General features: G+C 44.8%; 27 protein-coding genes. 1 reads left to right on the top strand and 26 read right to left on the bottom strand.

Annotated features, from left to right (window positions below; translation table 11 throughout):
- Positions 1-130: 130 nt before the first annotated feature.
- Positions 131-1,021: a hypothetical protein gene (locus KAI37_RS10830; RefSeq protein ID WP_220031239.1), complete on the top strand. Its 891-nt coding sequence runs from the start codon at positions 131-133 to the stop codon at positions 1,019-1,021.
- Between the two features lie 269 nt (positions 1,022-1,290).
- Here the strand turns inward: KAI37_RS10830 and KAI37_RS10825 are convergent, their stop codons facing one another.
- The 26 genes from KAI37_RS10825 to KAI37_RS10705 all read right to left on the bottom strand — a co-directional run bounded on the left by KAI37_RS10825 (position 1,291) and on the right by KAI37_RS10705 (position 24,418).
- The gene (locus tag KAI37_RS10825) at positions 1,291-1,656 is read right to left on the bottom strand and encodes a phage holin, LLH family (RefSeq protein WP_220031238.1); all 366 of its coding nucleotides are present in this window, start codon (positions 1,654-1,656) and stop codon (positions 1,291-1,293) included.
- A gap of 20 nt (positions 1,657-1,676) precedes the next feature.
- Positions 1,677-2,558, bottom strand: a complete 882-nt coding sequence (locus tag KAI37_RS10820) for an N-acetylmuramoyl-L-alanine amidase (RefSeq protein WP_258383067.1) — start codon at positions 2,556-2,558, stop codon at positions 1,677-1,679.
- Positions 2,533-2,688, bottom strand: coding sequence for a hypothetical protein (locus tag KAI37_RS26340; RefSeq protein WP_258383066.1), 156 nt, complete (start codon positions 2,686-2,688; stop codon positions 2,533-2,535). The genes KAI37_RS10820 and KAI37_RS26340 overlap by 26 nt, the downstream gene beginning before the upstream one ends.
- A 171-nt stretch (positions 2,689-2,859) precedes the next feature.
- A complete protein-coding gene (locus tag KAI37_RS10815) occupies positions 2,860-3,045 on the bottom strand; it encodes a hypothetical protein (protein WP_220031236.1) in 186 nt (61 codons plus the stop codon).
- 99 nt (positions 3,046-3,144) lie between these two features.
- A complete protein-coding gene (locus KAI37_RS10810) occupies positions 3,145-7,257 on the bottom strand; it encodes an LPD38 domain-containing protein (RefSeq protein ID WP_220031235.1) in 4,113 nt (1,370 codons plus the stop codon).
- A gap of 10 nt (positions 7,258-7,267) precedes the next feature.
- On the bottom strand, positions 7,268-7,492 hold the full coding sequence (locus KAI37_RS26335) for a lytic transglycosylase domain-containing protein (RefSeq protein WP_258383088.1): 225 nt from the start codon (positions 7,490-7,492) through the stop codon (positions 7,268-7,270).
- 155 nt (positions 7,493-7,647) lie between these two features.
- Positions 7,648-9,201 (bottom strand): hypothetical protein, encoded by a 1,554-nt coding sequence (locus KAI37_RS10800; protein ID WP_220031234.1) that lies wholly within the window; start codon positions 9,199-9,201, stop codon positions 7,648-7,650.
- Between the two features lie 65 nt (positions 9,202-9,266).
- Complete coding sequence (locus tag KAI37_RS10795) at positions 9,267-9,815, bottom strand: hypothetical protein (RefSeq protein ID WP_220031233.1); 549 nt, start codon at positions 9,813-9,815, stop codon at positions 9,267-9,269.
- A 51-nt stretch (positions 9,816-9,866) separates the two neighbouring features.
- Complete coding sequence (locus tag KAI37_RS10790) at positions 9,867-10,532, bottom strand: hypothetical protein (protein ID WP_220031232.1); 666 nt, start codon at positions 10,530-10,532, stop codon at positions 9,867-9,869.
- 12 nt (positions 10,533-10,544) lie between these two features.
- The gene (locus KAI37_RS10785) at positions 10,545-11,948 is read right to left on the bottom strand and encodes a hypothetical protein (RefSeq protein WP_258383065.1); all 1,404 of its coding nucleotides are present in this window, start codon (positions 11,946-11,948) and stop codon (positions 10,545-10,547) included.
- A complete protein-coding gene (locus KAI37_RS10780; RefSeq protein ID WP_220031231.1) occupies positions 11,948-12,505 on the bottom strand; it encodes a phage adaptor protein in 558 nt (185 codons plus the stop codon). Before KAI37_RS10780 ends, KAI37_RS10785 begins: the two co-directional genes overlap by 1 nt.
- A 9-nt stretch (positions 12,506-12,514) precedes the next feature.
- Positions 12,515-14,278, bottom strand: coding sequence for a glycosyl hydrolase family 28-related protein (locus KAI37_RS10775; RefSeq protein WP_258383087.1), 1,764 nt, complete (start codon positions 14,276-14,278; stop codon positions 12,515-12,517).
- A 17-nt stretch (positions 14,279-14,295) separates the two neighbouring features.
- Positions 14,296-15,597 (bottom strand): hypothetical protein, encoded by a 1,302-nt coding sequence (locus tag KAI37_RS10770; RefSeq protein ID WP_220031229.1) that lies wholly within the window; start codon positions 15,595-15,597, stop codon positions 14,296-14,298.
- 1 nt (position 15,598) lies between these two features.
- Complete coding sequence (locus tag KAI37_RS10765; RefSeq protein WP_220031228.1) at positions 15,599-16,210, bottom strand: phage adaptor protein; 612 nt, start codon at positions 16,208-16,210, stop codon at positions 15,599-15,601.
- Positions 16,211-16,223: 13 nt separating this feature from the next.
- Entirely contained in the window at positions 16,224-16,493 is a 270-nt protein-coding gene (locus tag KAI37_RS10760) for a spike base protein, RCAP_Rcc01079 family (RefSeq protein ID WP_220031227.1), read from the bottom strand.
- The gene (locus KAI37_RS10755; RefSeq protein ID WP_220031226.1) at positions 16,438-16,599 is read right to left on the bottom strand and encodes a hypothetical protein; all 162 of its coding nucleotides are present in this window, start codon (positions 16,597-16,599) and stop codon (positions 16,438-16,440) included. Before KAI37_RS10755 ends, KAI37_RS10760 begins: the two co-directional genes overlap by 56 nt.
- A gap of 35 nt (positions 16,600-16,634) precedes the next feature.
- A complete protein-coding gene (locus tag KAI37_RS10750; RefSeq protein WP_220031225.1) occupies positions 16,635-16,823 on the bottom strand; it encodes a hypothetical protein in 189 nt (62 codons plus the stop codon).
- On the bottom strand, positions 16,820-17,149 hold the full coding sequence (locus KAI37_RS10745; RefSeq protein ID WP_220031224.1) for a hypothetical protein: 330 nt from the start codon (positions 17,147-17,149) through the stop codon (positions 16,820-16,822). Before KAI37_RS10745 ends, KAI37_RS10750 begins: the two co-directional genes overlap by 4 nt.
- A 12-nt stretch (positions 17,150-17,161) precedes the next feature.
- Positions 17,162-18,124: a Mu-like prophage major head subunit gpT family protein gene (locus tag KAI37_RS10740; RefSeq protein WP_220031223.1), complete on the bottom strand. Its 963-nt coding sequence runs from the start codon at positions 18,122-18,124 to the stop codon at positions 17,162-17,164.
- 15 nt (positions 18,125-18,139) lie between these two features.
- Positions 18,140-18,553 carry a hypothetical protein gene (locus KAI37_RS10735; RefSeq protein WP_220031222.1) on the bottom strand — a complete coding sequence of 138 codons (414 nt, stop codon included), beginning with the start codon at positions 18,551-18,553 and terminating at the stop codon, positions 18,140-18,142.
- Between the two features lie 11 nt (positions 18,554-18,564).
- Positions 18,565-19,521 (bottom strand): hypothetical protein, encoded by a 957-nt coding sequence (locus KAI37_RS10730; RefSeq protein WP_220031221.1) that lies wholly within the window; start codon positions 19,519-19,521, stop codon positions 18,565-18,567.
- 71 nt (positions 19,522-19,592) lie between these two features.
- On the bottom strand, positions 19,593-21,716 hold the full coding sequence (locus tag KAI37_RS10725; protein WP_258383064.1) for a portal protein: 2,124 nt from the start codon (positions 21,714-21,716) through the stop codon (positions 19,593-19,595).
- Between the two features lie 33 nt (positions 21,717-21,749).
- Complete coding sequence (locus tag KAI37_RS10720; RefSeq protein WP_220031220.1) at positions 21,750-22,001, bottom strand: hypothetical protein; 252 nt, start codon at positions 21,999-22,001, stop codon at positions 21,750-21,752.
- Positions 22,002-22,010: 9 nt separating this feature from the next.
- The gene (gene terL / locus KAI37_RS10715; protein ID WP_258383063.1) at positions 22,011-23,603 is read right to left on the bottom strand and encodes a phage terminase large subunit; all 1,593 of its coding nucleotides are present in this window, start codon (positions 23,601-23,603) and stop codon (positions 22,011-22,013) included.
- Positions 23,509-24,006: a terminase small subunit gene (locus tag KAI37_RS10710; RefSeq protein ID WP_220031219.1), complete on the bottom strand. Its 498-nt coding sequence runs from the start codon at positions 24,004-24,006 to the stop codon at positions 23,509-23,511. Before KAI37_RS10710 ends, terL begins: the two co-directional genes overlap by 95 nt.
- Before the next feature lie 247 nt (positions 24,007-24,253).
- On the bottom strand, positions 24,254-24,418 hold the full coding sequence (locus tag KAI37_RS10705) for a hypothetical protein (RefSeq protein WP_220031218.1): 165 nt from the start codon (positions 24,416-24,418) through the stop codon (positions 24,254-24,256).
- Between the last annotated feature and the right edge of the window lie 57 nt (positions 24,419-24,475).

Raw genomic sequence — 24,475 nt, 5'->3', positions numbered from 1 at the left:
TACGCGAAAATTTTCTTCCAGCCTTTGGATTTTTACATCTATTAATTTACGAAGAAGACTATCAGATGGTACGATAAGACTATATGTGATTCCAATCATTACCTATTTACCTAGATCAGGAGGATTAAGAATGGAAGAATTGGTTCGTTCGATTCAGAAACAGGTTCGAATTAAAAAGGTTGCCTGCTGGGCGGGGCTCATCATGTTTGGTCTGTGTATTTTAGTTGGCGTTGCAGCTCAGGAATGGCTTATGACGCTCTTGGCGCTCGCGATGACAATTTTATCTGTCTATGGATTAACTATGATGCGTGGTATGTCAAAGTTTACTAAAGAGTATCAACCGGGAAAGGGCTACGGTTATTATCGCCGTACGGTACAACAAAAGCTGCGCTATCTAACTTGGGGACAGTGGTTAGTAGGCGGCCTTATTGTCCTGATGTTCTTTATATTTAACGTCCGACTTAGCGCTTTTCTCATAGCTATCTTGGGCATCCTGACTATTCAGTTCAGTATCAAAAAACGAATTAAAAATCATCAGGAACCCGATGTCACTGAGCTGGAGGAGTTTGTACGGATGGGGATTGTTTCTCCGCATGAGCAGACTATTGGGGTATATAAAGATTTTCTACACCTGAGCCATACGTTTCGGGGTAACCAAATAGTTATCGTTACAGACAAACGCCTGATTTCTGTATTTGTAGAGGAACAGGGGCGTGCGGTGAAAACGGAAATGCTACTCTCGGGTATAAACAAAATACGCGCAATCGGTACGGGTTTTCAGGGTCAAGGTATATTGCTGTCTGTAAGCAACTGTGACCATAACGAGCTTCACATTCATATGGTCGGGAAAAGCATTTTCTTTTCTCCAGAGCAATTCATAGGTTCCTTGCTGCGGGCACTGGATGCATCGTTAAAAAGCAGATCATACAGTACGGAAGAACCATTCCCGGTTTACCAACAGACAAGGATTTCATTGCATCCATCAGAACAGGGTTTGCTGCATAAACCTACAACAGCTTAAATATTTTTGGGACATGTGCCACGTTATAAATACAATTATGATCGGTCTTCATAATACGCCAAATAGCAAGTAAGCCCTGATCTTAATGAGCTTACTTGCTATTGGGTTTACTCCCACATCATATTTTCAAATTAACTGCCTACCTGCTAAAACAACTAATTTCTACTTTACTTCTACGTTCTTAATGATTGGCTCCATGATAAAACTCCATCTAATACAAAATGGTATTCATTTTTCTGTGGATAAACAAAAAAAGAGCCCCGAAGGGCTCAAGCAGACTTTTTCGCATTTGCATTGTAATCTTGTACAGCCTTTTCGATTACGGCCAGTATCTCCTGTTCAGTTACATTGATACCCATCACCCTCAGTCTACCAATGACATAGTCGATGGCTTCCTGTAGCTTCTTATCTCCCTCATATCCCTTGAACACAGATTCAGCATAGGCAACAGCCTCAACACCAACCTTATGCAATAATTCCCGGTCCTTTACTGACGTGTTAGCCATATAGTATTGTTCAGCCTTCTTCTGTGCCTTTTTAAGAGCACTTGTAGCAATCGTAGCCAATAGACCGATCAGCGCTGTTACGATGGTTAATACATACGGTTGAGCTGCTTCTATTAATTGTTCCTTCATTATATGTCACTCCTCTTATTTTATAGTTTAGGGAAAATGTCTACACGCTTAGGATTTGTCTTGTCCCAAAAGATCCGCGCACCAAGTGCTGTGGTTAGCGCACGAGCTGGCACATGACCAATACCATTGATGTTTACTGTCTCTACTGCATCACCATTGATAGTTACCTTACCGCCTGTATATCCGATCTTACCGCCTAGCATTTCACCGATTGGTCTGGATGGCACAAAGGTTACATTCTTTATGCTGTACCCCGTGAACTCCTGGCTACCTACAATGACCTCCATTGCCGGATACGGCGCTGTCTCCGTTGGTTTAGGTTCAACTGGCACTGGTGTAGGCTTCATATCGGGACCCGTAAATGGTACACCTATATGAGCGCATAGCCCTTTGGCAATGGCTAGAGCAACATTGTTTTGAAAGTCGTTGTCAAACAGCGTTGCTTCTTCTACCGCGTTGCTAATAAATCCGACTTCAACCAGGACTGCATCCATTGTGGTAGAGCGTATTACCTGAAAGTTTCCATAAGCCACACCGCGGTCTCTAAGCCCTGTAGCTGCTACCATATATTTGTGTATGGTGTTGGCAAGATTCTTGCTGGTAGGACGCATATAGTACGTCTCTGTGCCTGTTGCCTCTGGGTTGCTGCTGCTGTTGGCGTGGATGGATACAAAAGCATCTGCACCTGCTTTATTTGCGATAGATACGCGCTCTTTAAGCTCCAGAAATACGTCTGTACCGCGTGTGAGGATCACCTTTAGTTCCGGATTGTCCTTTAAAAAGGTTTCTACCTTAATCGCCATCGTAAGGTTAAAGTCCTTTTCCTTTTTGCCAGCAGGCCCGAGTGCTCCCGGGTCCTTAGCTCCGTGTCCTGCATCAATTACGATCGTCTTTTTCGCCATGATTTGTTCCCTCCTTGATGATTGTTCCTGGTCGGTATCCCTGCGTAATAATGTCGATAACATAATTAAGCTCTTCCGATCCGCTTTCCCTAATCGTGTCATAGCACCATGAGGTCCATGCAACTCCCATTTTCGCCCACCTAACGATTCTATTTGATCCGTTACCCATGCCTGCCATTCCTCGTTTTTATCTGCAAATACAAGAGGGAAGCGTTCTTGCATCCATCTCTTTACCATCTTCATCCCGGATCGTTTCCCGAGTAGGTAAACCAGATAGAGCAAAAATACTTCCCACTTCCAGTTATTTAAGTTCTTTATAATGTAATAAATTATCTCGTAAAGTGTTTCTATCATCCACACTCTCAGCCACCACCGGGTATAAAAACTTGTCTCTCTCTGTCGGGCCGAGTAGCCATAATACTAAATTCAGAAATTCAGGCGAAACCGCGCATTCAAGGCTTTCATCATCCAGTTCAATGTATTCCATGTCGTTTCCCCCATAAAGAAAAGGACCGCCAGATAACCTGGGGTCCTTAATAAGGTGTGTAGTTAGTAATCATTACCACAATGCACTATTATGAAACTATTATAATGGTACTCCTGCTTCTTCCATACGCTGGTTTATATCAATGTAGATTTTGTTAATCTCCATTTGAATTTCTCTTTGTTGATCTGCTCGTTGTTCAGCGGATAGAGATTTGTCCTTCCCTAATTCACGTTTTTGACCATTCAATTCGGAAATTCTCTTAGTTATTGAGCCAATGGACTTTGATGTGACAAACTTATACAGTTCTTCACTGTACCAGTTTGGCAAATCTGCCTTACCATCTTGGTAGTCCGTGTAGGCCTGAGTAATTTTTTCTTTGGCATCGTAAAAGTCTGATGTCAGAGTGTTGCTAAACTGTGGATCGGCTATAAAGTTTTTAAGCAGTGTATTACGCGCATTACCTGCTCCTTGTTCGCTAGTTAATGGCAAAAGCAATCTAGCCGCATCGCCTCCATATGCTCTCAAAAGATAATCCACATTTTTAGGTGACAACCCCATATTAATTTTATCTAGCTTTTTAGATATATCGATAGCCACACTAGATGTACGTTCATCATAGCGATTTACAGGTGAGTTCGCCGCTAGATCCTGTGGTTCAATAGGAGCACCTGTAAAGCTTTGATTGGATGCTACGGCAATTGGTGCTGCTAATGACGTAGCGTTGAGTGTACCCCACAATGACTTTTTGATGCCGCCACCTTGCGTAAAGCCCTGTAAAGCTCCACTTAAGAATGGAGGCGTGTAAGCACCAGCTATAGCATCTGCTGATTTCCCCCAATCTACTGGGTTTCCATCTTTAATTTCAGTTAACATATCAACCAAAACTGCTCCAATGGCATTATACTCTGGAGGCATTGGAATTTTAACAAATGTGCCATCTTCATTTTTATGTGCAATGAAATTACGGTACTTGTCACGAGTAGGAATAATCTGATAGTCAGGATCATCACTAAATTGTGAATATTCATAAAGCTTAGGCCCAATGATAAGGCTACCAACTGCGAATGCCGTTTTTACAGGGTTATCTTTCCACTGTTTTGTAAATTTTCTTATACTTTGTACAGCAGCATTGTGGTAAGGGAAAACTTTTTCAAGTCCCGGAGATTTCGCCCCTTTTCGGCTAAAGTTTACCGTAATCTCTTGAGAATCTCGCATCGCACCGCGGATAGCTTCAGGAGTTCTTACATTACCATTCTGACGCAATCCATTTTTGTAAGCTGCGATACGGTTAACGTTCTCAGATATATCAGAAATCTTGTGTAGAACTTTGAATGGAGCTGATGCAGTAGCCCTTATCCCACGTCCAATGCCTCTAGGCGATGCAAAAGGTTCACGTAGAATGCCTGACACCGAACGGTTCAAGGCTTTATCACCCAAAAGTACGGCAGAATATTCACCGCCAGTTCTTCTAAAATCTTGAGCTAATGCTCTGATTCTTTCTACACCAGGCGTACCTTTTGGCAGTGTGTCTGCTATAGAAGATATAACTGCATGGAATAAATCAGGTAAATGCCTAACTGGATTTTTGGATTGTATTAAGGACTGAATAACATCTACGCTGGCACTCTTAGCAGCAAATAACGGAGCACCAGCACCAGTAGCCCCATATTTAGTAGCATTCGTCAACTTGCCCAACAGGTCCAACACGAAGTTACTTTCCTCTGGTCCCATCCCAACCAAAGCTTTGAATACTTCCGGATTCTCCACACGCATCTTTACAGGATTTCCATTAATCATAACTGTAACTATATTGTCGGTACGCTCGCCTTTCTGCGCAGATTTACGGAACATCGGCACTAATTCAGCATCAAGTTTCTCCATCAAACCTTCTACTCCATCAGTCTTTAAAACACTATTAATTTCCTCGAGTGATTTGGCACGCATCTCTGCGTTTTCTGGAACAATCTCAATGATGCCTTTCAAGCTTTTTGGATCAGCTTCAATCCGATGATAAACTGACTTCATTACGCGATTACGCAAAGAAGCGTTGTACCAGCTGCCTGTTTGTTCAATTGCCGATCTAAACGGACTAACAATCTTTCGAACCGAACCATTTGGACTAAGGTCTTTAATAGGCGCTTTCTGACCACTGAATCCTCGTGTTTTCATTGCGAATGGCTGAGAGTATTTTTCGGCTTTAGAAAACTGCCTTCTCATACTCGCATAGTAAGGCTCCGCTTTTTCCATAGCGGCTATCTGGCTTTCGTTCACTAAATCCGGGTCAAGTCTTCGTAATTTGCGATAGTAATCATCCCATTCACTAGCAATCCCTTTGAACTCTGGATAACGTTGTTCAAGCATGGACTTGCGTGCGTTCACTTTTTCTAAAGTCATTCCCAATTTAGGATCATATACATTTTCACCACGAGCCATACGAGTAGCTGCTCTGCGCAAGATAAGATAGTCTTCAAAAGCTGGTCCCTGACCACGAGCTACTTTATTCCCTATTTCTTTAAGGCTCTGACCAAGCACATTTCCTTCTATATCCACAAACTTATCCTGTACCGTTGTATTAGCCAAGTTGTTAGCACGTCTTACGTCCTGAGCTGCTTCATATGCTTCCCGATCTATATGCTTAAGCGGACGCATTAAATCAACCTGATTATTGTAGGATGTACGTAGCATAGACTTGCCTTGAGCCTTTATACCTTCCACATCTGTGCGCAAAGGATTATCAACGATCTGCCCTTCTGTTGTAGCTAAATTCCTTCTGGCATTTCTCGTCCCGGCAGATATTCCGACTCCTTGATTACCGAAAAGATTTGTAAACCAATTGGACTTCATAGGCGGTGCTTCACTGATCGGTATATTTTGATTAGGTGCGGATTCTGGAACAGTAACGTTATCGTCAATTCGAGCCTGTTGTCTAGCCTGTCTCGCACGCATAAATTCAGGCACAGCAGGATCGTTCATGCTAAAGGTTCGCTGACGATTAATAGACGATTCACTCACCCGTTGTACAGGTTCACGACTTGCACCTGGACGCGCTCCCACACGTTGCGTAGGTAATGGTGACTCACCAACAAATGTAGAATTGCGACCAGCCGGAAGCCCCAATGGTTCTGGTGCCCAGTCTGTAGGGTTTACAATAGCATCGTCACCACGCGCTAAACTAGAACGCTGTCCTGCCTGTGCCATGCGCTGGTCAGTTCGTCCAAGAGGTAAAGCAAGCATTTCATCTGCTTGTGGCATCACTTGTTCTCTGCCTTTCAACCTGTTCAAGCCTTCGCGTAAGCCAGACCCAAACCCTCTTAAAATGACGTCGCCACCTCCACCGAGGGCAGCTCCTAATGTTGCATTGTGCAGCATCTCTCTCCCTGTTGTTTGGTCTTGGTTGATCCCAATTGCAGTGCTGTTGATTGCGCCAGCAGCCGCCCCACTCAAGGCACCCCGCGCGTAACTATTTGCAGTTGCTGCGCTTACTCCTGGCAATCGAGAGGCTTGTTTACTTAACGCTCCTGTAACCGCCTGACCCGCACGCGTAGCAAGTGCACCTTCTGCAGCTTCCAATGGACCTGTGAACAAGTTCTGTCCCTTAACACCGGGAGCAGCAGGGTTAATCCCCATTGCTAATATCCCACCTATATTACCTGCATAGTCTGCTACTTTATCCGCTGTTGCATTGCCTGTTGTAACGTTGTAGTATGGTCGATCTCCAATTACCATGCCGCCGCCCGTGCTAAACATACGATTCGTAAAATTACCCGTGTCTGTATCCGACATTAACTTAGTCACGCCTTCTGAAAAAGGTCGTATCGGTTCAAATGAAGGGTGTTTGCGCAATGTTTCATTAATCTCAGCCATACGTAATTGGTACTCTGTAGGGTTAGGAGGACCTTGGGGCGGCTGGATATCCAAACCCGTAGCCGCCTTGTACGTACTTTTGGCTTTTGGATTACCAGCAGCAGCACGCGCAAATGTGCTACCTTCTATAAACCCTGGTCCGATTTTAAGAGCATCAGGCAACGCAGATAAGGCGCTTGTATCTGTAAGCTTCGGATTTGCAGTTACATTAGAATTAAATGCTGCTGTACGTCTATTCATCCTTTGTTGTGGCTGTTGTCGTTGAAGCGTTCCATTAAGAGCATCCGTTTTTATTTGCTGCGCTCGCTCCCGTTGCTGCTCTACAAACTGTTCATATCGCGATGCCATCTACTCCACCTCAATACCATTTATTTTTATCCCAAAATGCAAGAGCCTTTTCAGGTGTGCCGTATCTATCTTTAATATATTGAACTCCTGCTAATGCTTGTTGAGTTGGGTCGTTCCAATTCACGCTATTGCCGCCATAGGATTTACGGGTCCCATCCAAAAACTGAAAAAGCCCACGGGCTGTGGACTTCGGATTTTTAGCATTTGGATTGAAACTAGACTCCCGAGCAACCAGTTCAAGCGTAGGCTGGAGCCAACTTTGCGGTAGCCCTTTTTGTTGTAGTGCAGACGCAACAGAAGAACTAGCAACAGAGTAATTACGCGGATTCGCTTTTGCATCCTTAGTTGCTTTGTAATAGTTTTTGTACGCCCCGGAGCCACCGGGGCTAGTCAGTTTCCCGATGTTATTCCATATTTCTTATCAAAATTTTTGATGGTGTCATTCGTTAGACCCGACATCAACATCGCTTGATCATCTTGCCCATCCGGTAAATTCATAGCTACTACTTGTTGATATATCATTTCTTGCGTCTTCTCGTCAGTAGGTATCTTTTTAGTGGTCGGATCAGTATATTGTTGACGTATTCCATCAATGACTTGATTAATTGTAGCTCCACTATATTTATCTGTAGTGCCGTTTAGGCTATCGCCGTATTTAAGCCAATCAATCGTGTTTCCATCTTGCTGAATTGCCGCCCGTTGTTGGTCAATAGCATAATTCATACCAAACTGCCGAACATCTTCATCAAATTTAGCTTGATTAAATTGGTTTTCCCATCCTTGCTGGCCTTCATTGAATTGTTGTTGTCTAGCTGCCAGACTATTAGTAATTTGTTGCTGTTGTGCCTGTAGTGTTAGCGGCGTATTGGGATTAGCCGCTTGTCTTTGTAGCCCTTGCCAGTCGTCCTGTGGCGTTACAGCACGTCCGGTCATTTGACTGACTACATTAGCCGCGTTCAGGTTAGATTCTTTACGTTGTAGGTCCTGTTGTTGACCTTGTAGCGTTCTAAACCCAGTGCTTGCATTCTGTGATGCATTGTTAGCATTCACATTCGCACCATAAGCAGCAGAGTTAATGCCGAGAGATTCCAGTACCTTACGTCTGTTATCAGCTTGTACACTTAAATCGGCACGTTGTTGAGCAGTAGTACCTTTAGTCTCTGCTTGTTGCTTAAATGTGAGGATATCGTTTATAGCCTGTCTCGCCTCTGCTGGCATGTAGTTACCTGTTAACTGTGCCTCAGACATTGGTTTAGTAACGTCCTGCTGATACTGTAATCCATAGAGGTTAGCAAGCTGCTGCGCTTGTTGTTGTGCCGCGCTCTGGTCGTAGTTAGCCTTGTCGATAAACCGTCCGTATGCCTGCTGCATCATCTGTGGCAAAGTTGTATTCGCAATGCTTTCCATGCTGCGATTAGCGAGTTGATTGGCTAAGGTTTCACTATATGAGGATCGACCTTGCCCGGTTGCCCGAAGTCCAGCGTTGGTGTTGCGTTGAGCCGTACCCAAATTCGCCTGTGCCTCTCGCAAAGCAGCCTGATAAGCTGGGTCAGAGTCTGGATCATATTTAAACTCTGGCAGCTTAGAAGCCTGTGTATTAGCTAACCCTGACAAAGAGTTAAGTGTCTGCTCTAAGCGCGGCGTAGGCGGTGTAAACGTCGATGTAGTTGTGTTGTTTCGTACATTATTTGCAGCCTGCACCATAGGCGATGCCTTAGCTACAGTTGGAACAGCTACAGGCTTGGTAGGCGTCATGCCCTGCCATGCGTTATTGAAGTTCTGCTGCGTGGACATTGACGAACCATTAGAGATGGAACCCGGCTTAAGGAAGTTTTTACCGTTCACCGTTACGTAGCCATTGTTGTAGCCTATTTGATTGTTTTTAACACCTTTGTTATTCAGAGCTTGACGCACACCGAAGTTGTTTTTATTGGTGGTTGCCATTGCATACCTCCGTTCTTGTGCAATAAAAAAAGGACCCTCGTATGAGAATCCTTTTGCTCAATATTTTATTGTTGTGGTTCTTCAACTGTTTGAAGCTTTGCTAAGTTGGCTTCAATATCCTTAACGGTATTTTCATAATCAGCAAGTTGCTGCTCATATCTACTTATGATTTCCGAATAATCGGCCTTTTCCTTATCAGTTGTAGCTTTATCTGCTTTGTCTTTTTTATCAGCAATAAAATCCTTTAATTCTTGAACTTTCTTATTGTTTTCAACTAATGCAGTTTTATAGCTTTCTATTTTTTCTAATCTATATTTTTCTTTTACCTCTGCGGTGTTCAATTTAGCAGCACCATCCTTTTTAGCGCCATCTTTCAACACTACATTTTTACCTTCTACTGTAACTGTATATCCAGCCGCTTCACCAATAGAACGAACAGGAGCATAACTCTTTCCTTCTACTACTATTGCCTTATCAAGTTCTTTTCCATTAACTGAAACGGACGTTTCGCTCTGAACTTTTTTTCCAACCAAACTTTCAATTTCATCCGCAAACGACGTTGCTCCTATTGTAAATAGCGCACCAGCTAAAAAACCTGCGACAATTTTCTTCATGATGTGTCTCCTTCGATCCATTTTTCACCAATATAACACATCATTGCTGGATTATGAACCTTCTAATGCTTCAAGTCTATCAAAAATTTCTGATAAATCTTGTTGTAATGTCCTGCTAGTACTCCTGTTATAGAGTCTATTCCAGTTTTCGAATTTGACTTTGTCAGCTGTTATATCTAAATCCCCACCAATAACCCTTAATAATAAACCCCCAACTCCAAATAACTCTATCAAGCCAGTTACGTCGTTTATACCTCCTCTTGAAGTACCATTAAATATCCATTTCAAAGCAGGAGTACCAGCATAGTTAGGATCAATAGCAATGTAATGATCAGCGCTAGAAAAAGCAGCTAATATATTGCCTTCTGACCCCATTTCAATCTTAGGGAAAGCACCATCCGTACTACTCAAAAGAAACTTAGTCAACGTAACTAAGCCACTCTCAAACACCTTAAACGCTGCCTTGGCTCGGTCTGGATCACCCGCCCATATACGCAGATCATCTTCATCCGTTCGTGCGCTGGATAAGCCTACGGCTCCATCTTTAGATTGTAGCTCGGTTTTATTGACGTTGTATCCACCGATTTCGCGGACGTTCTTGGAGTCGATTGCGCCGTTGACAATAAACTCTAATTCTTTAACGACTCTCGCAAACAAATCCAACAATTGGTCATGCGTAGTTTGCGCAACTACCTGTGGAGCGTGAAACATTCCCATGAAATATACCTCCTAATAAAGCGGCAATTCGCGTTGTTGCCGGGTAAGTTCGTGCAACTTAAAGTAGCCTGTACCTTCAAATTTGATGCGTATATAATTTTCATTCGCCATTTTGGCGGTAGGTATGATTACTCTGTGCTTAATAAGGTCAGCAGTTGGTGAAATCTCACCAACCTGTACCCAATCATTACCGCTTATAGATGCTGACAAATATATCTTAAGGTTGCTAGTAGAGAGTAAATCTACCACAGCCCATAGCTTGTACATACGCAGCTTTTGAGCGATTGAGCTATTGTTAAACGGCTTGGTTACAAGCGACCATTTAACGTCCTGTGTGCCATCCTTAGCGGCTCCAAATAGCTGTAACACTCTACCCTTACTATCACCTACATAAAGGTTGCCGCCCATCTCTGCAAAGCATAACGGGTCGATATCATTGAACATCGTCCAAGCTTGTATGCGTGGATCATAATTTAGTATGTCGTTTTGGTGAGTGGAAAAGAACAAGGTTTTACCATCTGTCCCGGCGCAGCTTGTGCTTGAGACACCGTTTATAAAGCCCTTAACAACCTCGCTAAACGATTTATCAGGCAAGATACCACCGGTATATTGATAGACACCATTTAAGTTGGCGAAGTATATAACCCCGTCCTGCGTGATTACGCTTTGATTATTACGCACACCGATACGGTCAGCCACCATCTTAGTGGTAAAGTCCGATGGAACACCGCCGTACATCTCATGTAGGCTGTTAGGCATGCCGATCGTAAGCTTGGTTAAGCTACCGGACAGCATATTAACCGTTTCCCCTGCCATGGACTCCATCTCTTTTCCATAACTGTCCTCGTCATCACCGTTGTACAATTCCCATTTCTCTGGCTGGTCCAAGGCACATGACTTTATTTCCTTACCAACAGCACACCACAGCCTGTTTTGGTAGGTGGTAATATAGTTGCCTTTGGCTGGTGCTCCAGTTAAATCAGATACCGTAGTACCGTCATAGTGCTTAATAGCATCTACACCGTTGGCGCCAACTAAGTGAATGTCTGACCAGTTACCTTGGAAGTTGGTGAAACTCCAACGAGCTGAGGTATCCAGCCCAGATGCCAGCGTCTGCCAAGTATTATTGTTAAATACTCGCCATGTACCGTCTCCAAATACCGCATGTAGCTGCTGGTTCTTCCAGACTCCCAGCCCGAGCACCGCTGTACTTATCGCACTGCCAAGTACGCTGTAACCGCGCCTGGTTGCTATAACCGGGTATTCGTCCAATACAAAGTTGCTGATGCTGGTAAAAAGGTTATCAGCGATGGAGAGAGGGTCGAAACTACTCAACCCTTTCCACTCTCGGACTGTAATTGCTTGTTGTATACCGGGTAGTGGCTGGTAATTAGACTGTTGATATTGGATAGCCATCACACCGCCGCCTTTTGATAGTTCTGGGCTGCCACGTTCCAAGCCGCCTTATATTGGTTTTCGTAGTTGGAAGCTTTGACTGCATCATCCTGGCTATGCGCGATATACGCAGCAAGAGCCGGGATATACGTCCAGTGGTATTCCAGTGGCGCATCCGGCTCTATGGTTAAGTTGCTGCTTACATAGGTTGTGGTGCCAATCCTACTGTACCTCACCAAACCGCCTAAGCCTAGTGTATACGGCGGCGGCGATAGGGTTAATACTTTCGTCCCATCATCGAATCTAAACGTATTCTGGAGCGGATTAGGAGCGTCTGCTGATAACTCGAGGTACTTAACCACGCCGCACATAACAAAATCTATATTTTTAAAGCGCACGCTAGCAGATAAAGTATACTGGCTTTGATCCAAGACCGATGTAAATGAGTCAAAAACAGGGATCTTCACCACGTTAAAAAAGTCCTGATTGATTGCATTTAGCCAGATCAACTTATCTGCTACGTCAACTGCATTAGGGACCAACAAATCTGCTTCTTGGATAATCTCATTTATTTTCATGCTATCACCCTAAGATTTTGTGACTTCGACAGTAACTTCGAATGCATTGTTACTGCTGACCACATTGATTAAAGTAAGGGATATCTTAGCGCCTTCGCTGCTCACACCCCAACGGGATATGTTGAGCTTGGCTGCTGGTCCGATATTGGATGTACCAATCACATCTGTAACTGCACCCTGTAAGTAGGTAGCGTCTGCAAAGTCCCTAATAACCACTAGGAACACACGACTAACTGATATAACATTTGTTGATGTGTCTTTCATTGTGATGGTAAATGAATGCGTCTTTTTAGAATTGTCGATTAGCGAGTCCGTCCAAAAATCGAACGTTTTTTCCGTACCATACGTTAGTGTAGCCTTCTGACGTTTGTACGTTCCTAAGTTATTGACTACCGAAATGTCTGACGCTCCAGTCAATAACGATCCAAATGAAGCCTTATCCAGGTTACACCCGGTAAAGTTAATATTTTTACTGCCTGAACCAGTTACAAGGTGCGTAGGTTTAGCGTTCCCTTCCCAGTAATCCATCGTAAACACGTTGCCGCTGAATACGATATCTTCACAATTTATCATCCGTAAGTGTGTTTGCTGCCAGTCATTAACGTTAGAGTAACCAGACGCCATCATTACATTTCCGACAAAGGCTAAATCCCTTGTGTTATTCATATAAATCCCTTCATTTTCACCTCTATCGAAGACGTTGCCAACAAACGTAGAACGCTGTGTGCCAGTAAGGGATATATGCAGGTCGTTGTACTCGATTTTATTGTTGACGATATTACATGCCGACCCGTTAAAGACCAATCCGGTTTTGCAAGTGTAAATGAAATTATCAAACACCTTGGAATCGTACAGCAGGTTAATGCCAACATTAGCGTTGAAAATAGCGCTATTGCTAATCTGCCACTGTTGCCCCTGTGTACCACCAAGGTCAAACCCTATTGCCGTGTTAAATCCTGCCCACTGGCAATTGTTTACTTGAAACAATCGTACTGACCCATCTATGCCGTTAGTAACCCGGTTTTGGCCTACAAGAGTAAGGTTGTGTATACCGATGTGACTGGCACCGTTTGCCCTAAACATAAACTCATCACCAATTTTAGCGATGATACGGGATGGCCCTAAGTCATATTCGTAATCCCACGTCTGGTTAACGCCCATGAGAGATATACCGTTGTATAGGGTGAGCTCACCAGCGTAGTAACGACCGGCCGGGAAAAATATATACCCGCCTACCAGTTTCAGCGCATCAATAGCTGCCTGAATCGCTGCGGTATCGTTGGTGACGCCATCACCCTTGGCCCCATAATCTTTAACGTTAAGCGAGTATGTGCCTTTTTTGACAAAGGTGTTTTTGTTTGTGACCCAATCATTCAAGTCTGCCACTTGCTGTGGACTCATCAGACCGCTCACAGTCAGCGTTGAATTTGGGATAGGGTCCGCTCCATCGCTTAAATGCGACGATCCATGTAAGCCGGGTATTGCATCTCCGGTAGCCGTGAAGATTAATTTATCTTCCTCAGGGTTCGTTGTAATGGCTATGCCTGTTCGAGCCTCAAGGGTTAGCGTATCTTCCTTATCGTCAGCCACTACCGGGAGTTTTCCAGGTACTTCTATCGTTTTAAAAGCGTTCTTAGCAAAGTTATCATCAGCATATTTCTTCGCGTTTTCCTCAGCCTTATCAGCCTTTTCCTGCGCACCCATTGGGGTTTCGTACCTTGGATTAAGCTGTGAACCAATATCCTGTGTTGTGTTAGGACGCCATGGTAGCACCAATATCATTCACCCCTTTACGGCCTACGTCCTAGCCGTGTAAGTCTTATATGCACGTTGTACAAGCTGTATGTGCCTGTACCTGACTGCGATGCCTTAAACGTAATTACATCAGTTGCAGCAAGATAGCGCTGTTCTTCGAATCCTAAAAATGTAACTGCGCCGGCTCCAAATCCAACTACTTGGCGACTCGTCAACATTGTGCCATTTTGATTTATTGTTAAATCCAATCGGTTAGTTGCTGGTAGGTCCTGAACGGTAGCAAGTAGGTTAATGCTGTACCAGCCATCTAACGGGATTACTACGGTGCTTCCGCTACGCATGCTGTAGCTATCCTCTACCACTGAAGTAATCGGCACATCCAATACAGTCGGACTTGCTGGTAAGGTTAATAGCCCACTGCGTACGTACGTAAATGGGAAATCTGCCCACGTTAGATATCCTTGTTGCTTAACAAATCCTGTAGTGGCTACCTGAGTATTATTGGTTGCTGCCGTGGCTGTAGGAGCCGTTGGTGTGCCTGTAAGCGCCGGACTGGTAAACATGGTCGCCTTGCTCTCATTGGTCACATTACCTAAGCCCACATCTGCTTTGGTAAGAGTGACTACGCCCGTTTTGCCTGCCACGCTCTGCACGGGAGACATAGGTGTAAGCAACTCCTGCCAGTTGGCTAATACTGTTGGGTCAGTACCCTTGAGAATATAAGACTTGCTAAGGTCAGTCCTGACAGCCACATCGCCTGTTTCGGCTACCAGTGCCAACATATCGGCTTGAGTAGCTACCAAAAACGTATCTGTGACCGCTATAGCTGGCACAACTACAGCGTCAAGCTTGCCATTTTCGTCCAATACCGGGACATTCCCGGCTGCTGTGCCGGCATTCAAATAAGCAGAGTTACCAGCATCATATACCTTGCTTAATGGGATAGGATCAATATCCACTGGACCTGTTGCCGTTACGGTGATTGCTCTGTCGTCCGGATCTTGTGTTACCCGTATACCGATGCCTTGCAATATTTTGAGCTCAGTCATTTTCGCGTTAGCTGGGATGCCATTAACGACCGTATAGGCATTCTGGTTTACCTCTGCGCCCCATTCAATTCCATCTAGCTTGTTATGGTCAGTCTGAGTGACATGAACAATCTGATCGGCGGCATGGGCTTTAAAACGGTCATCCAGTGCGTCAGTGTATGCTTTGGACTCCTGTTCGGCTTTGTCTGCCTTTTCTTGTGCTCCAAGTGGCGTTTCATAGCGCGGATCTAATTCCGCTGCTGTATTTTCGCTTGTGTTGCCATGCTTCCATGGATAAGGATTAGCCACGTTACCACCTCTCCTCTATTACATACCGCTCATAACCACTCGTAGCCGTACGATAGTCAGCCAATAGCTGCTGATAACGCACATCAAAGTTGTTGTTTTCAGGCGCTATATCACGCAATACCCCATATACCAGCAACATGTCCCAATCAGGATCAAAGCCTGTTGTTGATTGCATATCATTCACAGTGATTTCTGGATACACAGGCGTATAAAATATCTTAATTCCGTAGGCTTTGGCATATTTAGGCGGTGGGAATATACCAATCTGACCAGCTACAAAGTAGTAATAGGTATGTTTCATGCGCTCGTTAAACTGCCTGAGCGGTATCCTGTGCCAATCCCGGCTATCGTCATGACCTTCGCTGTTGTCATAGATTGCACGCCGTATATCAACGTCTGTGACGTTTCCTGGTGGGCATGGTAGGTCATACAATCCCTCACCAACAACGGTGTCAATGGCTTCTTCGATTACCTCTGATTGCTGCTGTGCTGCGGTTGGTGTACGCAACAACATATCTCTTACATTAGTCAGCTTCCGCAAGATAGACACGACTGGGGTTTTGTTCTCCGGTAGCTTCTCGACTATTTCCTCTACTACATCCTGTACGCGCATAGTGGCACCTCTCTTAGTACAGCGCTAAAATATTGGTTGCTGTCGTCCCAGTCGCTTTGATCCTCTTAGCAGGTAAAAATAACGGTACGCCTGCTGGTACAGCCTTAATCGTTACTGCACTACCTGACGGGCTTACAACAGCCACATCGCCACCTACACCGCAGTACACACCAACACATTTACCATCAGGTAAGTCGGCTGTATCGCTTGGTGTGACAGCCACATAATCACTTGCCTGTTTTACGGGTAGTGGATCTAATCGGCTTGACATTCTCGTGCTCATTATCTTCACCTCTCGTTTGCTTTACTATGATTTCAAGCAGCTCATTTGTCCGTTGCTGCTCCTTAACAAGCGCGTTTAAAGCATCAATCTCCATCCTGTACGACATCACAAGTACCTCCTATACATAAAAAAAGGGAGCATTTAGCTCCCCTTCTTGGTTTCCATTCCACCGTTTTTATCAATCCAATCACGCATGGAATTATATGTTTCAACCATTTGCTTTTGTGAGTCGTTGAAGTCGTCGGATACCTTCAGGCGAGGAACATACTTGTGCTTGGGTGTTGCACCCTTGCCGCCTCCGCTCACGGTCCATTCAACATCTTTTCTCACGGTGCCACCACCTTTACTTTCCAACTACCAGATGCGAGATCTACTGTCGCTCCAGTTGGGTTGAACAAGGAAAATTTAATGGCATTAGCAGCAGATACATAGGCTTGTACCTGTACACCTTGCAGATCGTATGGAGGGAATACCTCTACACGTCTGCCGAGGACAGCACCAGTGACAGTAATTGCACTGGACACCGCTCCCGTCATGGTAGCCAAGGATGGCGGGTCAAACGTTACCGTAGCGGCAATCACGTTGCTGCCACCAACGGGTTGGCCTGCTACTGTCAGGCTGTTAGTCTCAATCGCGTCAAAATGTGTTTTAGACAATTTAACCCCTCCTTATACTGGGAAGTGACCGTAACCCCAAGTCCAGTCAATGCAACCGTGGACACAAGTCATAATTACTTTGAATTTTTTAATTTCTGTATCGAAATCTTCCATGGTTCCTTCTTCTGGCAAACGGTGGTTGAACCATTTCATCGCTCGTTTCATGCGACGACTGTCAGCGGCAATCCAAGCTTTGCGGTTACCCTTGGAAAAGAAAGGATTGACAATAACCTTAATATCACCTTCATAAATATTGATGTTATGGTCAGCAGATCCAGGCTCATATCCCTCACCTTTGCCGCTAATCCCCGCAATTTGTAATGCCGCGCGCTTGTTATAAGGTGCGACGATCAGTGTGTCAGGCATGATAGGCAACAAGTTTCCACGGTCATTCGTCCATTCCTGCATAGCTACTACAGTGTCGTCGAATGAATCAATCGTCAGGGCATCAGTACCTTTGTTAGATTGCCCTGGTCCTGTGTCGCCTGGTGCCAAAGGATGATCTGTCGCAAACAAAGCTTTACCATCAGGAAGTGCAGCATTATATGTGCGACCACGGAAGTCAATTGCATTTGTTGTTTTATCTCCATTTACAAACCATTGTGCAGCCATATTTTGACGAGTGTAGTACACTGACCCAGCCAAAGAACGAATACGGTCTTTAATAGCTGTCAGTTTTACAAAATCGACAAGATCGCGGTCAATTTCACGACCATCAGAATATTTAGAGTGAGTGAAATATTTTTGCCATAGTTCATTCACATCAGAGTAGAATACTCGTTTGTTGGAGTGAGACCATTCTTCCATCAGGCCTTCTCCACCGATCATTTCAATACTTTCTGTTTCTTTTGTAGATGCTTGAACATCAAACATATCAGGAATATAATCTTTCATCCCTTTTACTTCTTGGTCGTACAGTTCACGGAAAATCGGCTCCAATGTCTTACTATCCCATTGCAAAATACTTTGTACCATATTTGTTTATCCCCCTTATGAAAGTTGACGGTTTTTTACTTTAACCCGGCAAGTAGATTTATTTGTGTTGATATCCAATACAACCAGCGCACCGCCAGTTACATCTGACGACAATACAGATAGGCCATCAGCCGAGACATCCACTGTGTTGGCTCCTACTAGAAAACCAGCGTCTGGTGTTCCAGTATAAGGAGCTTCAAAGTTATCACCCTCACGAGCCAACGTAACTTCTAGTTTTTTGTCAGTACCAGCAGTAATGGTTTGGTTGGCAAACCCTCCGATAGCTGCTCCATTTGCTGTCTTGCTCCATCTACCATTCACAAGAGAGACTGCTTCACCTCTTGCAATCGCCTCGCTATTTGTCGCAAAAATATGAGCGATACGACTTTCAGGCGCTCCGTAATCATTAAAAACCCATCTGAATCCCATATGTTTTTACCTCACTTTTTAACGTATTTTTTAGCTAAAGCCGGGTTTAACCCGAATAATTTGAATCCGTCTGCCAACTCTTTTGGCACTTCTGGTTCTGTTTCCAATGCCGCTTGTTTCTCAACTTGAGCACGTTTATTTAGCCTTTGCTGCTTGATTACAGACTGTTCAGTGCGCTTTCGTTCTTCCGCAATGATCTTGTCACTATTGGTCAAACGATAGGCGTGAACAGGCGCATATCCCTTCTCAATGAGTGCATCCATTTCCGCAGTAAGCCAATCTGGCTTTTCTCCTTCGGCTGGTGCATTCTCAACTAGCTCAGGATGCTGATTGAACAACTCTTCCCAGCCTTTTAGTAGCTGTTGTTGCTGTTCTTCCTGCTTGCGTGTCTCCTGTGACTTGGATTCACGTTCAACCACTTCACGAGCTTGCTGTAACAAAGGATGCGCGTCCAAGTACCGATCAAGGTAATCAGGGTCAATACCAGCGCTTTCGGCATCCTCACGCAATTGCTGTTTAAGTAGATCAAAATCATCTTGCTTTTTTTGTATTGCCTGTTGCTCGATTTTGTCCAAGTTAGCAAGGTATTCGTCTGTCGAGTTGAACCCGGCGATTTTGGCTGATCGCTCTAAGGCTTTCTCCGTTTCAGATCGACGCTCACGTTCCTTTTCCAGTGCCAAACCCTTTTGTACATACTCAGGAATTTGGTCTTCGTTAATCTCAATGTCCTGCTTGTTGAACTTTACTGTGAGCTTCTTGGGTTCGTCCGCTATGGCTGGCGGCTCGTCCTCTGGCTCAAGTTCTTCGTCTTGCTCCGGTTCGACTGACTCTTCGCCCATTGGTTCATCCTTAATGATGCCGAATTCCCTCAAAGCTGCGTTGATATCGACGCCCGTTGTATCTGGTGTTTCATTAGGTTGAACGTCCTCACTATGGCTGGTGGGTTGTTCGAATACTTCATCTTCCATTGTTGGTGCCTCCTATCGGATAAGCCCTATGGCTGGGGCAGAGATAAGCAATATAAAAGGCGCTAGGATTCTCACCTAACGCCCGCAGTATTCATTTGATTCATTAGCCCACCAGCTACCTTGCTGGCTTCGATATCCAGTTTCTGTTGCTGTAGGTTCTGGTTGAACTCCCGGTCTTGCTGCTCCTGCATTTGCTTTTGCCCAGTCAACTCACCAAGCTGTTGCTGCATTTGCTGGTTATGCTGTTGCATCTGCTGGAATTGTTGCTGCATCTGTTGTATCTGCTGCTGCATACCGGATTCTTCTTGCACACGACGATTAATTACGTCCATCGACTCCATGCGACCATTATCAATGGTGTAACGAACAGCCTCACCGTCAATCATTGGAAGTTGTGTGACTGGGTCTACCATTTGCAGCATATTAAACGCCATTTGGATGTAATATTCTCTATCCTGTGGTTTATCAGCACTGATATTAACCAATATGTCGAATGCAGGTACATACTCCTCGGCTACATCATGAATGTCAGGCACTTCCTCGCCTGTCGTTGGGTCAATAGCACTGTTGCCAGTGTCATACTGTGATGGTGCATGAGACACAATAGAACCCCTACTAACGCTAACTGAACGCCCTGTGACACGCGCTACACGCTCTGTGGTGTAAAACTGTGCCATCAACTCAATGTACTGCTCAAACACGTCTTGTAAAGCTTCCTCTATCGTGTCAGTGACCGTGTTTAGCCTTGTACTTGCCGCAGCCATGAGTGACTTGGCTTGTTCACCACTGGTCACGTTACTGCTTGCCTGTCCGTTCGCACTGTCAAACTGTCCCGGCAACTTCTGAAGCATCTCCAGATAATATTGCTGCATATTAAGGACTGTTGATGGAACATTAACGCCTTGCAGTTCTCTAATCTTGTTACCTGAGATCGCGCCAGGAGCTGTTGGAAGCATGGCACCCTCAGTTGATCTCTGTTCCTTCCAAGTGTTTGGCTTAGTAATAGCGCCTTCCTCGTACATCATGCCGCTGCCGCCCTGTTTAGCCATAGTAGAAACTGCGAGTTCAGCAAACTTATTAAGCATGATTTGAGGTTTGATCATATCCCGGACAAAACCTTTGCCCCATGCATCTTGCTCAGAAGGGTAAAGGGTACGGGCTGTAAATGGATATTTGCCATGATCGTAAAAATAGGACTTATGCTCAAGGAATACACCATTTGAGCTAATGTAGATGCAATGTACGCCCTCCATATTTCCTTCTGCTTTGGCATAATCCTCTGAAGGGTCTTTGCCCTCGCTTAGTTTCGTTTCTGCCTGGTCACGGAATAACTCTTTATCATCGTTACTCATCATCTTAGGTAGACCACGATACCAGTATTCCAACAGTCCAGCGGTTTGGGATTTTTTCACTCCAGTTCCGTAACTGGCTCCATTGTCTCGATTAAATCCCTCACTACTCACACCTGTGTGGTTGAATATTTCAATATCATCTGTGTTTTCGTCAGATTCAACCTTTCCCCCCTGTAAAGGGAACCGTTCTTTGAAATATTCCAGTGGCTTTCTAGACTTGATAATAATGGCGCCCATTTCCTGCAAATTGATAAAATCCTTTATGCGCGGATCAGGAAAAAACGTGGCCAGATCAACAGGAATAATATCGTTCTGACCTACAAATCTGTTTTGCCCTCTTCCACCCTCAACCGTCGGGTCAAAGATGGTTTTAAATATAAGCGGACCGTGAATAACCATACGCCGTATAGCACGAATGTATTTTTGCTTAAACTTGATCTGCCTAAGCTCATATGGCATGTAATCATTTAGGTCAGCAGCTTTCTCTTCGTCCCCTTCTTCCTGTGCCTGAAAATCAGGGTAAGGCGCCCAGCCAGTAAGCTTGCCGACAATAGATTCCACTTGGCTGTATATTATGTTGTCTACACTGTTAGGACGTTTGCGCGAGACAGCTTCAGATCGTAACCCGCGCCAGTGGTCTCCCATGTAGAAACGCTGTTCTTCTTCCCAGTGTCCCTCGACACTCTGTCTTGCAGAACGAGCCTCATCGAAATCCACCTGAACCATACCCACTATCTGTTGCTGCTGTGGTGTATTAATCGGCTCATTCGATTGCTTTTTGCTTTCATCTGTGCCGAATATCCCAGCAAATTTACTCTTCGCTTTTTCTAGTACAGTTGACATCTAATCACCCCTTTCACGCAAAATAAAAAGCCGCTAGTGGCGACTTGTGTCTTCATCATCTACAATGTCTGGGTCATCGTGATAGCTCAATGACTTGCGCTTTGGTTTGTCTTCCGCTACTACAGGCTGCTGATACGCCTTATACTCCCCGTAATCCTTAGCCATCAACTTATTGGTCAAGTCTCTTATCGTGTCTTGTTGCACCCTTGTAATGCGGTATACAAGCACACCAGAAGCACATAGACCAACTGTAAATACGCCAGCTATAAACTGTATGTCTGTCATCGTCTCACCTCACCAGAATGTTTCTGCGCTCAATCCGTCTCTATCATCGTCGTCAGCATCAAAATCCCTGTTCCCTTTGCCCTCCGGTATAGCAGCCCATGGCGTATCGTTGTACACCATCGTATGCACCAGTTCCCCAGCAATGGAGATTGTGTCCACCTGATCGTCATGTTTACCACGCGGGAAACTCAATAGCTCATCCTCAAAGTCAGTCAACCATGGCGCATCCTCGCGGTGATAAACCTTGCCAACCTCATAACGTGCTGCTATCGGCAAGCTACGAGTAACCTTGTCCTTATCCACTTTGATCGGCATGACGCTCATACCCTCGCGGGTCATCTCCTGTATCAAGTTGGTGCCAAAGGTCTTATCCTCAATCGCCTGAAATGCTGGCTTATAGCGGTAGTTTTGCTCCTTCATGAGCGGCTTTTGGTCAGGACCTGTAATGTGCGTCCGATACACGTCATAGATCAATATGTCATTGTCTGGAGTAACATAAAAAGTCGTGACGACAAAGTAGTCATTGATGGTCTTTTCACTGTTTGCAGTGTCAACCGTCTGGAATACTTTGCATCGCGACTTTTCGTATCGTTTCTCGCCAACGATGAAATATTTGGTTATGACGTGCTCAGTCTCTTCACGGAAATACCGGAAGTGCTTCCGCTTGAAGATTGTACCGCCTGCTGCACTTGGTCTCTGCTGATACAAGGCATTGAATACATATGAGCCAACGTCCGATTTAATCTGATCGAGACGCGGAACATCAAAGCCAAATTCAGGCCAAAGCGCCTCTCCAGGTTCTCGGCCTAAGTAATCATTCTCTTCAGCCAGTGCCGGGAAGTTGATTACCGTCCAACGCTCGCCCTTATGTGTTCCTTCACGTATCTCGTCAGCTTCTTTCTTGAGTAACCTACCTACCAAATCGTCTTCATGCCATCGCGTCATAACGACTATAATGCGTCCGTCAGGCGTTAAACGTGTGTAGAGTGTCGATGTATACCAGCTCCATAATCCTTCACGTATAACCTCGCTGTTGGCTTCCTCAGCGTTTTTTAACGGGTCATCAATAATAGCTATGCGCGCGCCCTTACCAGTGATAGGACCACCGACACCAGCAGCATTCACACCACCACGATACCCGTCTATGCCCCATGATTCAGCAGATTGCCGGGCAGATGATATTTTCACACCGAATACAGATTCCCTATCAACAAAGGTGTCTCGTGCAATCCGGTTGTTGTCCCGGCTCAGTGACAGCGCGTAGGATGCTAGGATTATTTCATCATTCGGGTTCCTACCAATGTGCCATGCAGGAAACTTCTTACTCACTCGTTCACTCTTGCCATGACGCGGCGGCATCGTAACAATCAATCGTTTGATCTTGCCAGCAGACACATCCATAAGCGCCTTATCAAGCACATCCAAATGCTTACCCTCTGCATCCCTGCCCTCACTATCGTAGTCAATGAAGAAACCAAAATCATGCTTGGCTAGTATCTCCCATTGCCTACTGAGTGGTACTGGCTTGCCGTTTCCATAGCTGCTTAAGAAGCTCTGCACTGTCTGAGTCTGTTGTGATGATTTGTTCGATATTGTACTCATAGTTGTGATTCACCTCGCCTTGCAAGTCCAATTTAACTTTGTCAGTGAACATACCAAGATGCTTGCCGATGTTCTCTAACGCTTTATTGGCTCCAGATGAATCAAACTTCCATTCTATAATGTTCCCTTCTTTGTCTGTCAAAGGTTCAGGAGACATACACCTTTCAGCCACATATTTAAGGTTTTCTAGCACCCATTTTACCGAAATGTCCGATTCTTCACGGATTTTGTCCTGTCTTTGTCCGATTTCGTCCTGAACGTCAACATTTGTCAACAGGCGACTTGCAGCCCTTCTCGCGGCTTCTTCACTACATTGATAGCCAGCACGCAGATAAGCTGCTGTTGCATTCATGTCTTTCATGTACTCATTAACGAAGTTCATTTGCTTATCTGTTAATGGCATGTGTCTACCTCCTCTCTCCAAACCAACTGTAACACTGTAACGCCATCATTAGCGCTATACAGCCCGGTAACCAGCCTATCCTAATGGCTATCCTCATGTACCATGGGAACTCCTTTAGGTTGAACATAAAGCTTACTGCGATGTAACAGATGCTTATACATAGTAATAGAATCATGTTGCCTACTTTCTCCCGTGTACCTTACTTTACCGTCACCCCTCGGTGTTTCGGGTTTAGATTACGGGATGCTTATTCACTTTTTTTCTCTTGGACGGCTATTGCCAATGCCAACAAAGCTGTTGATCTTGCTTGCATCAGTGTTGCTTTAGCTTCCTCTGATATGTGTTTACTCAAACGTGTTCCGATGCTGTTTATTTGACCTTCGCACATTTCAATGACTTTGTCTTTATTCATTCGTTATATCCCTCCTTATAGGAAACCCCTCTATACGGCTGCCGCTTCGCTAGGTGA

This window comes from Paenibacillus sp. S25, assembly GCF_019454085.1.
GTDB lineage: Bacteria > Bacillota > Bacilli > Paenibacillales > Paenibacillaceae > Paenibacillus > Paenibacillus polymyxa_B.
The sequence above is the reverse complement of the archived record's forward strand: the minus strand, read 5'-3'. Positions and strand labels throughout refer to the sequence as shown.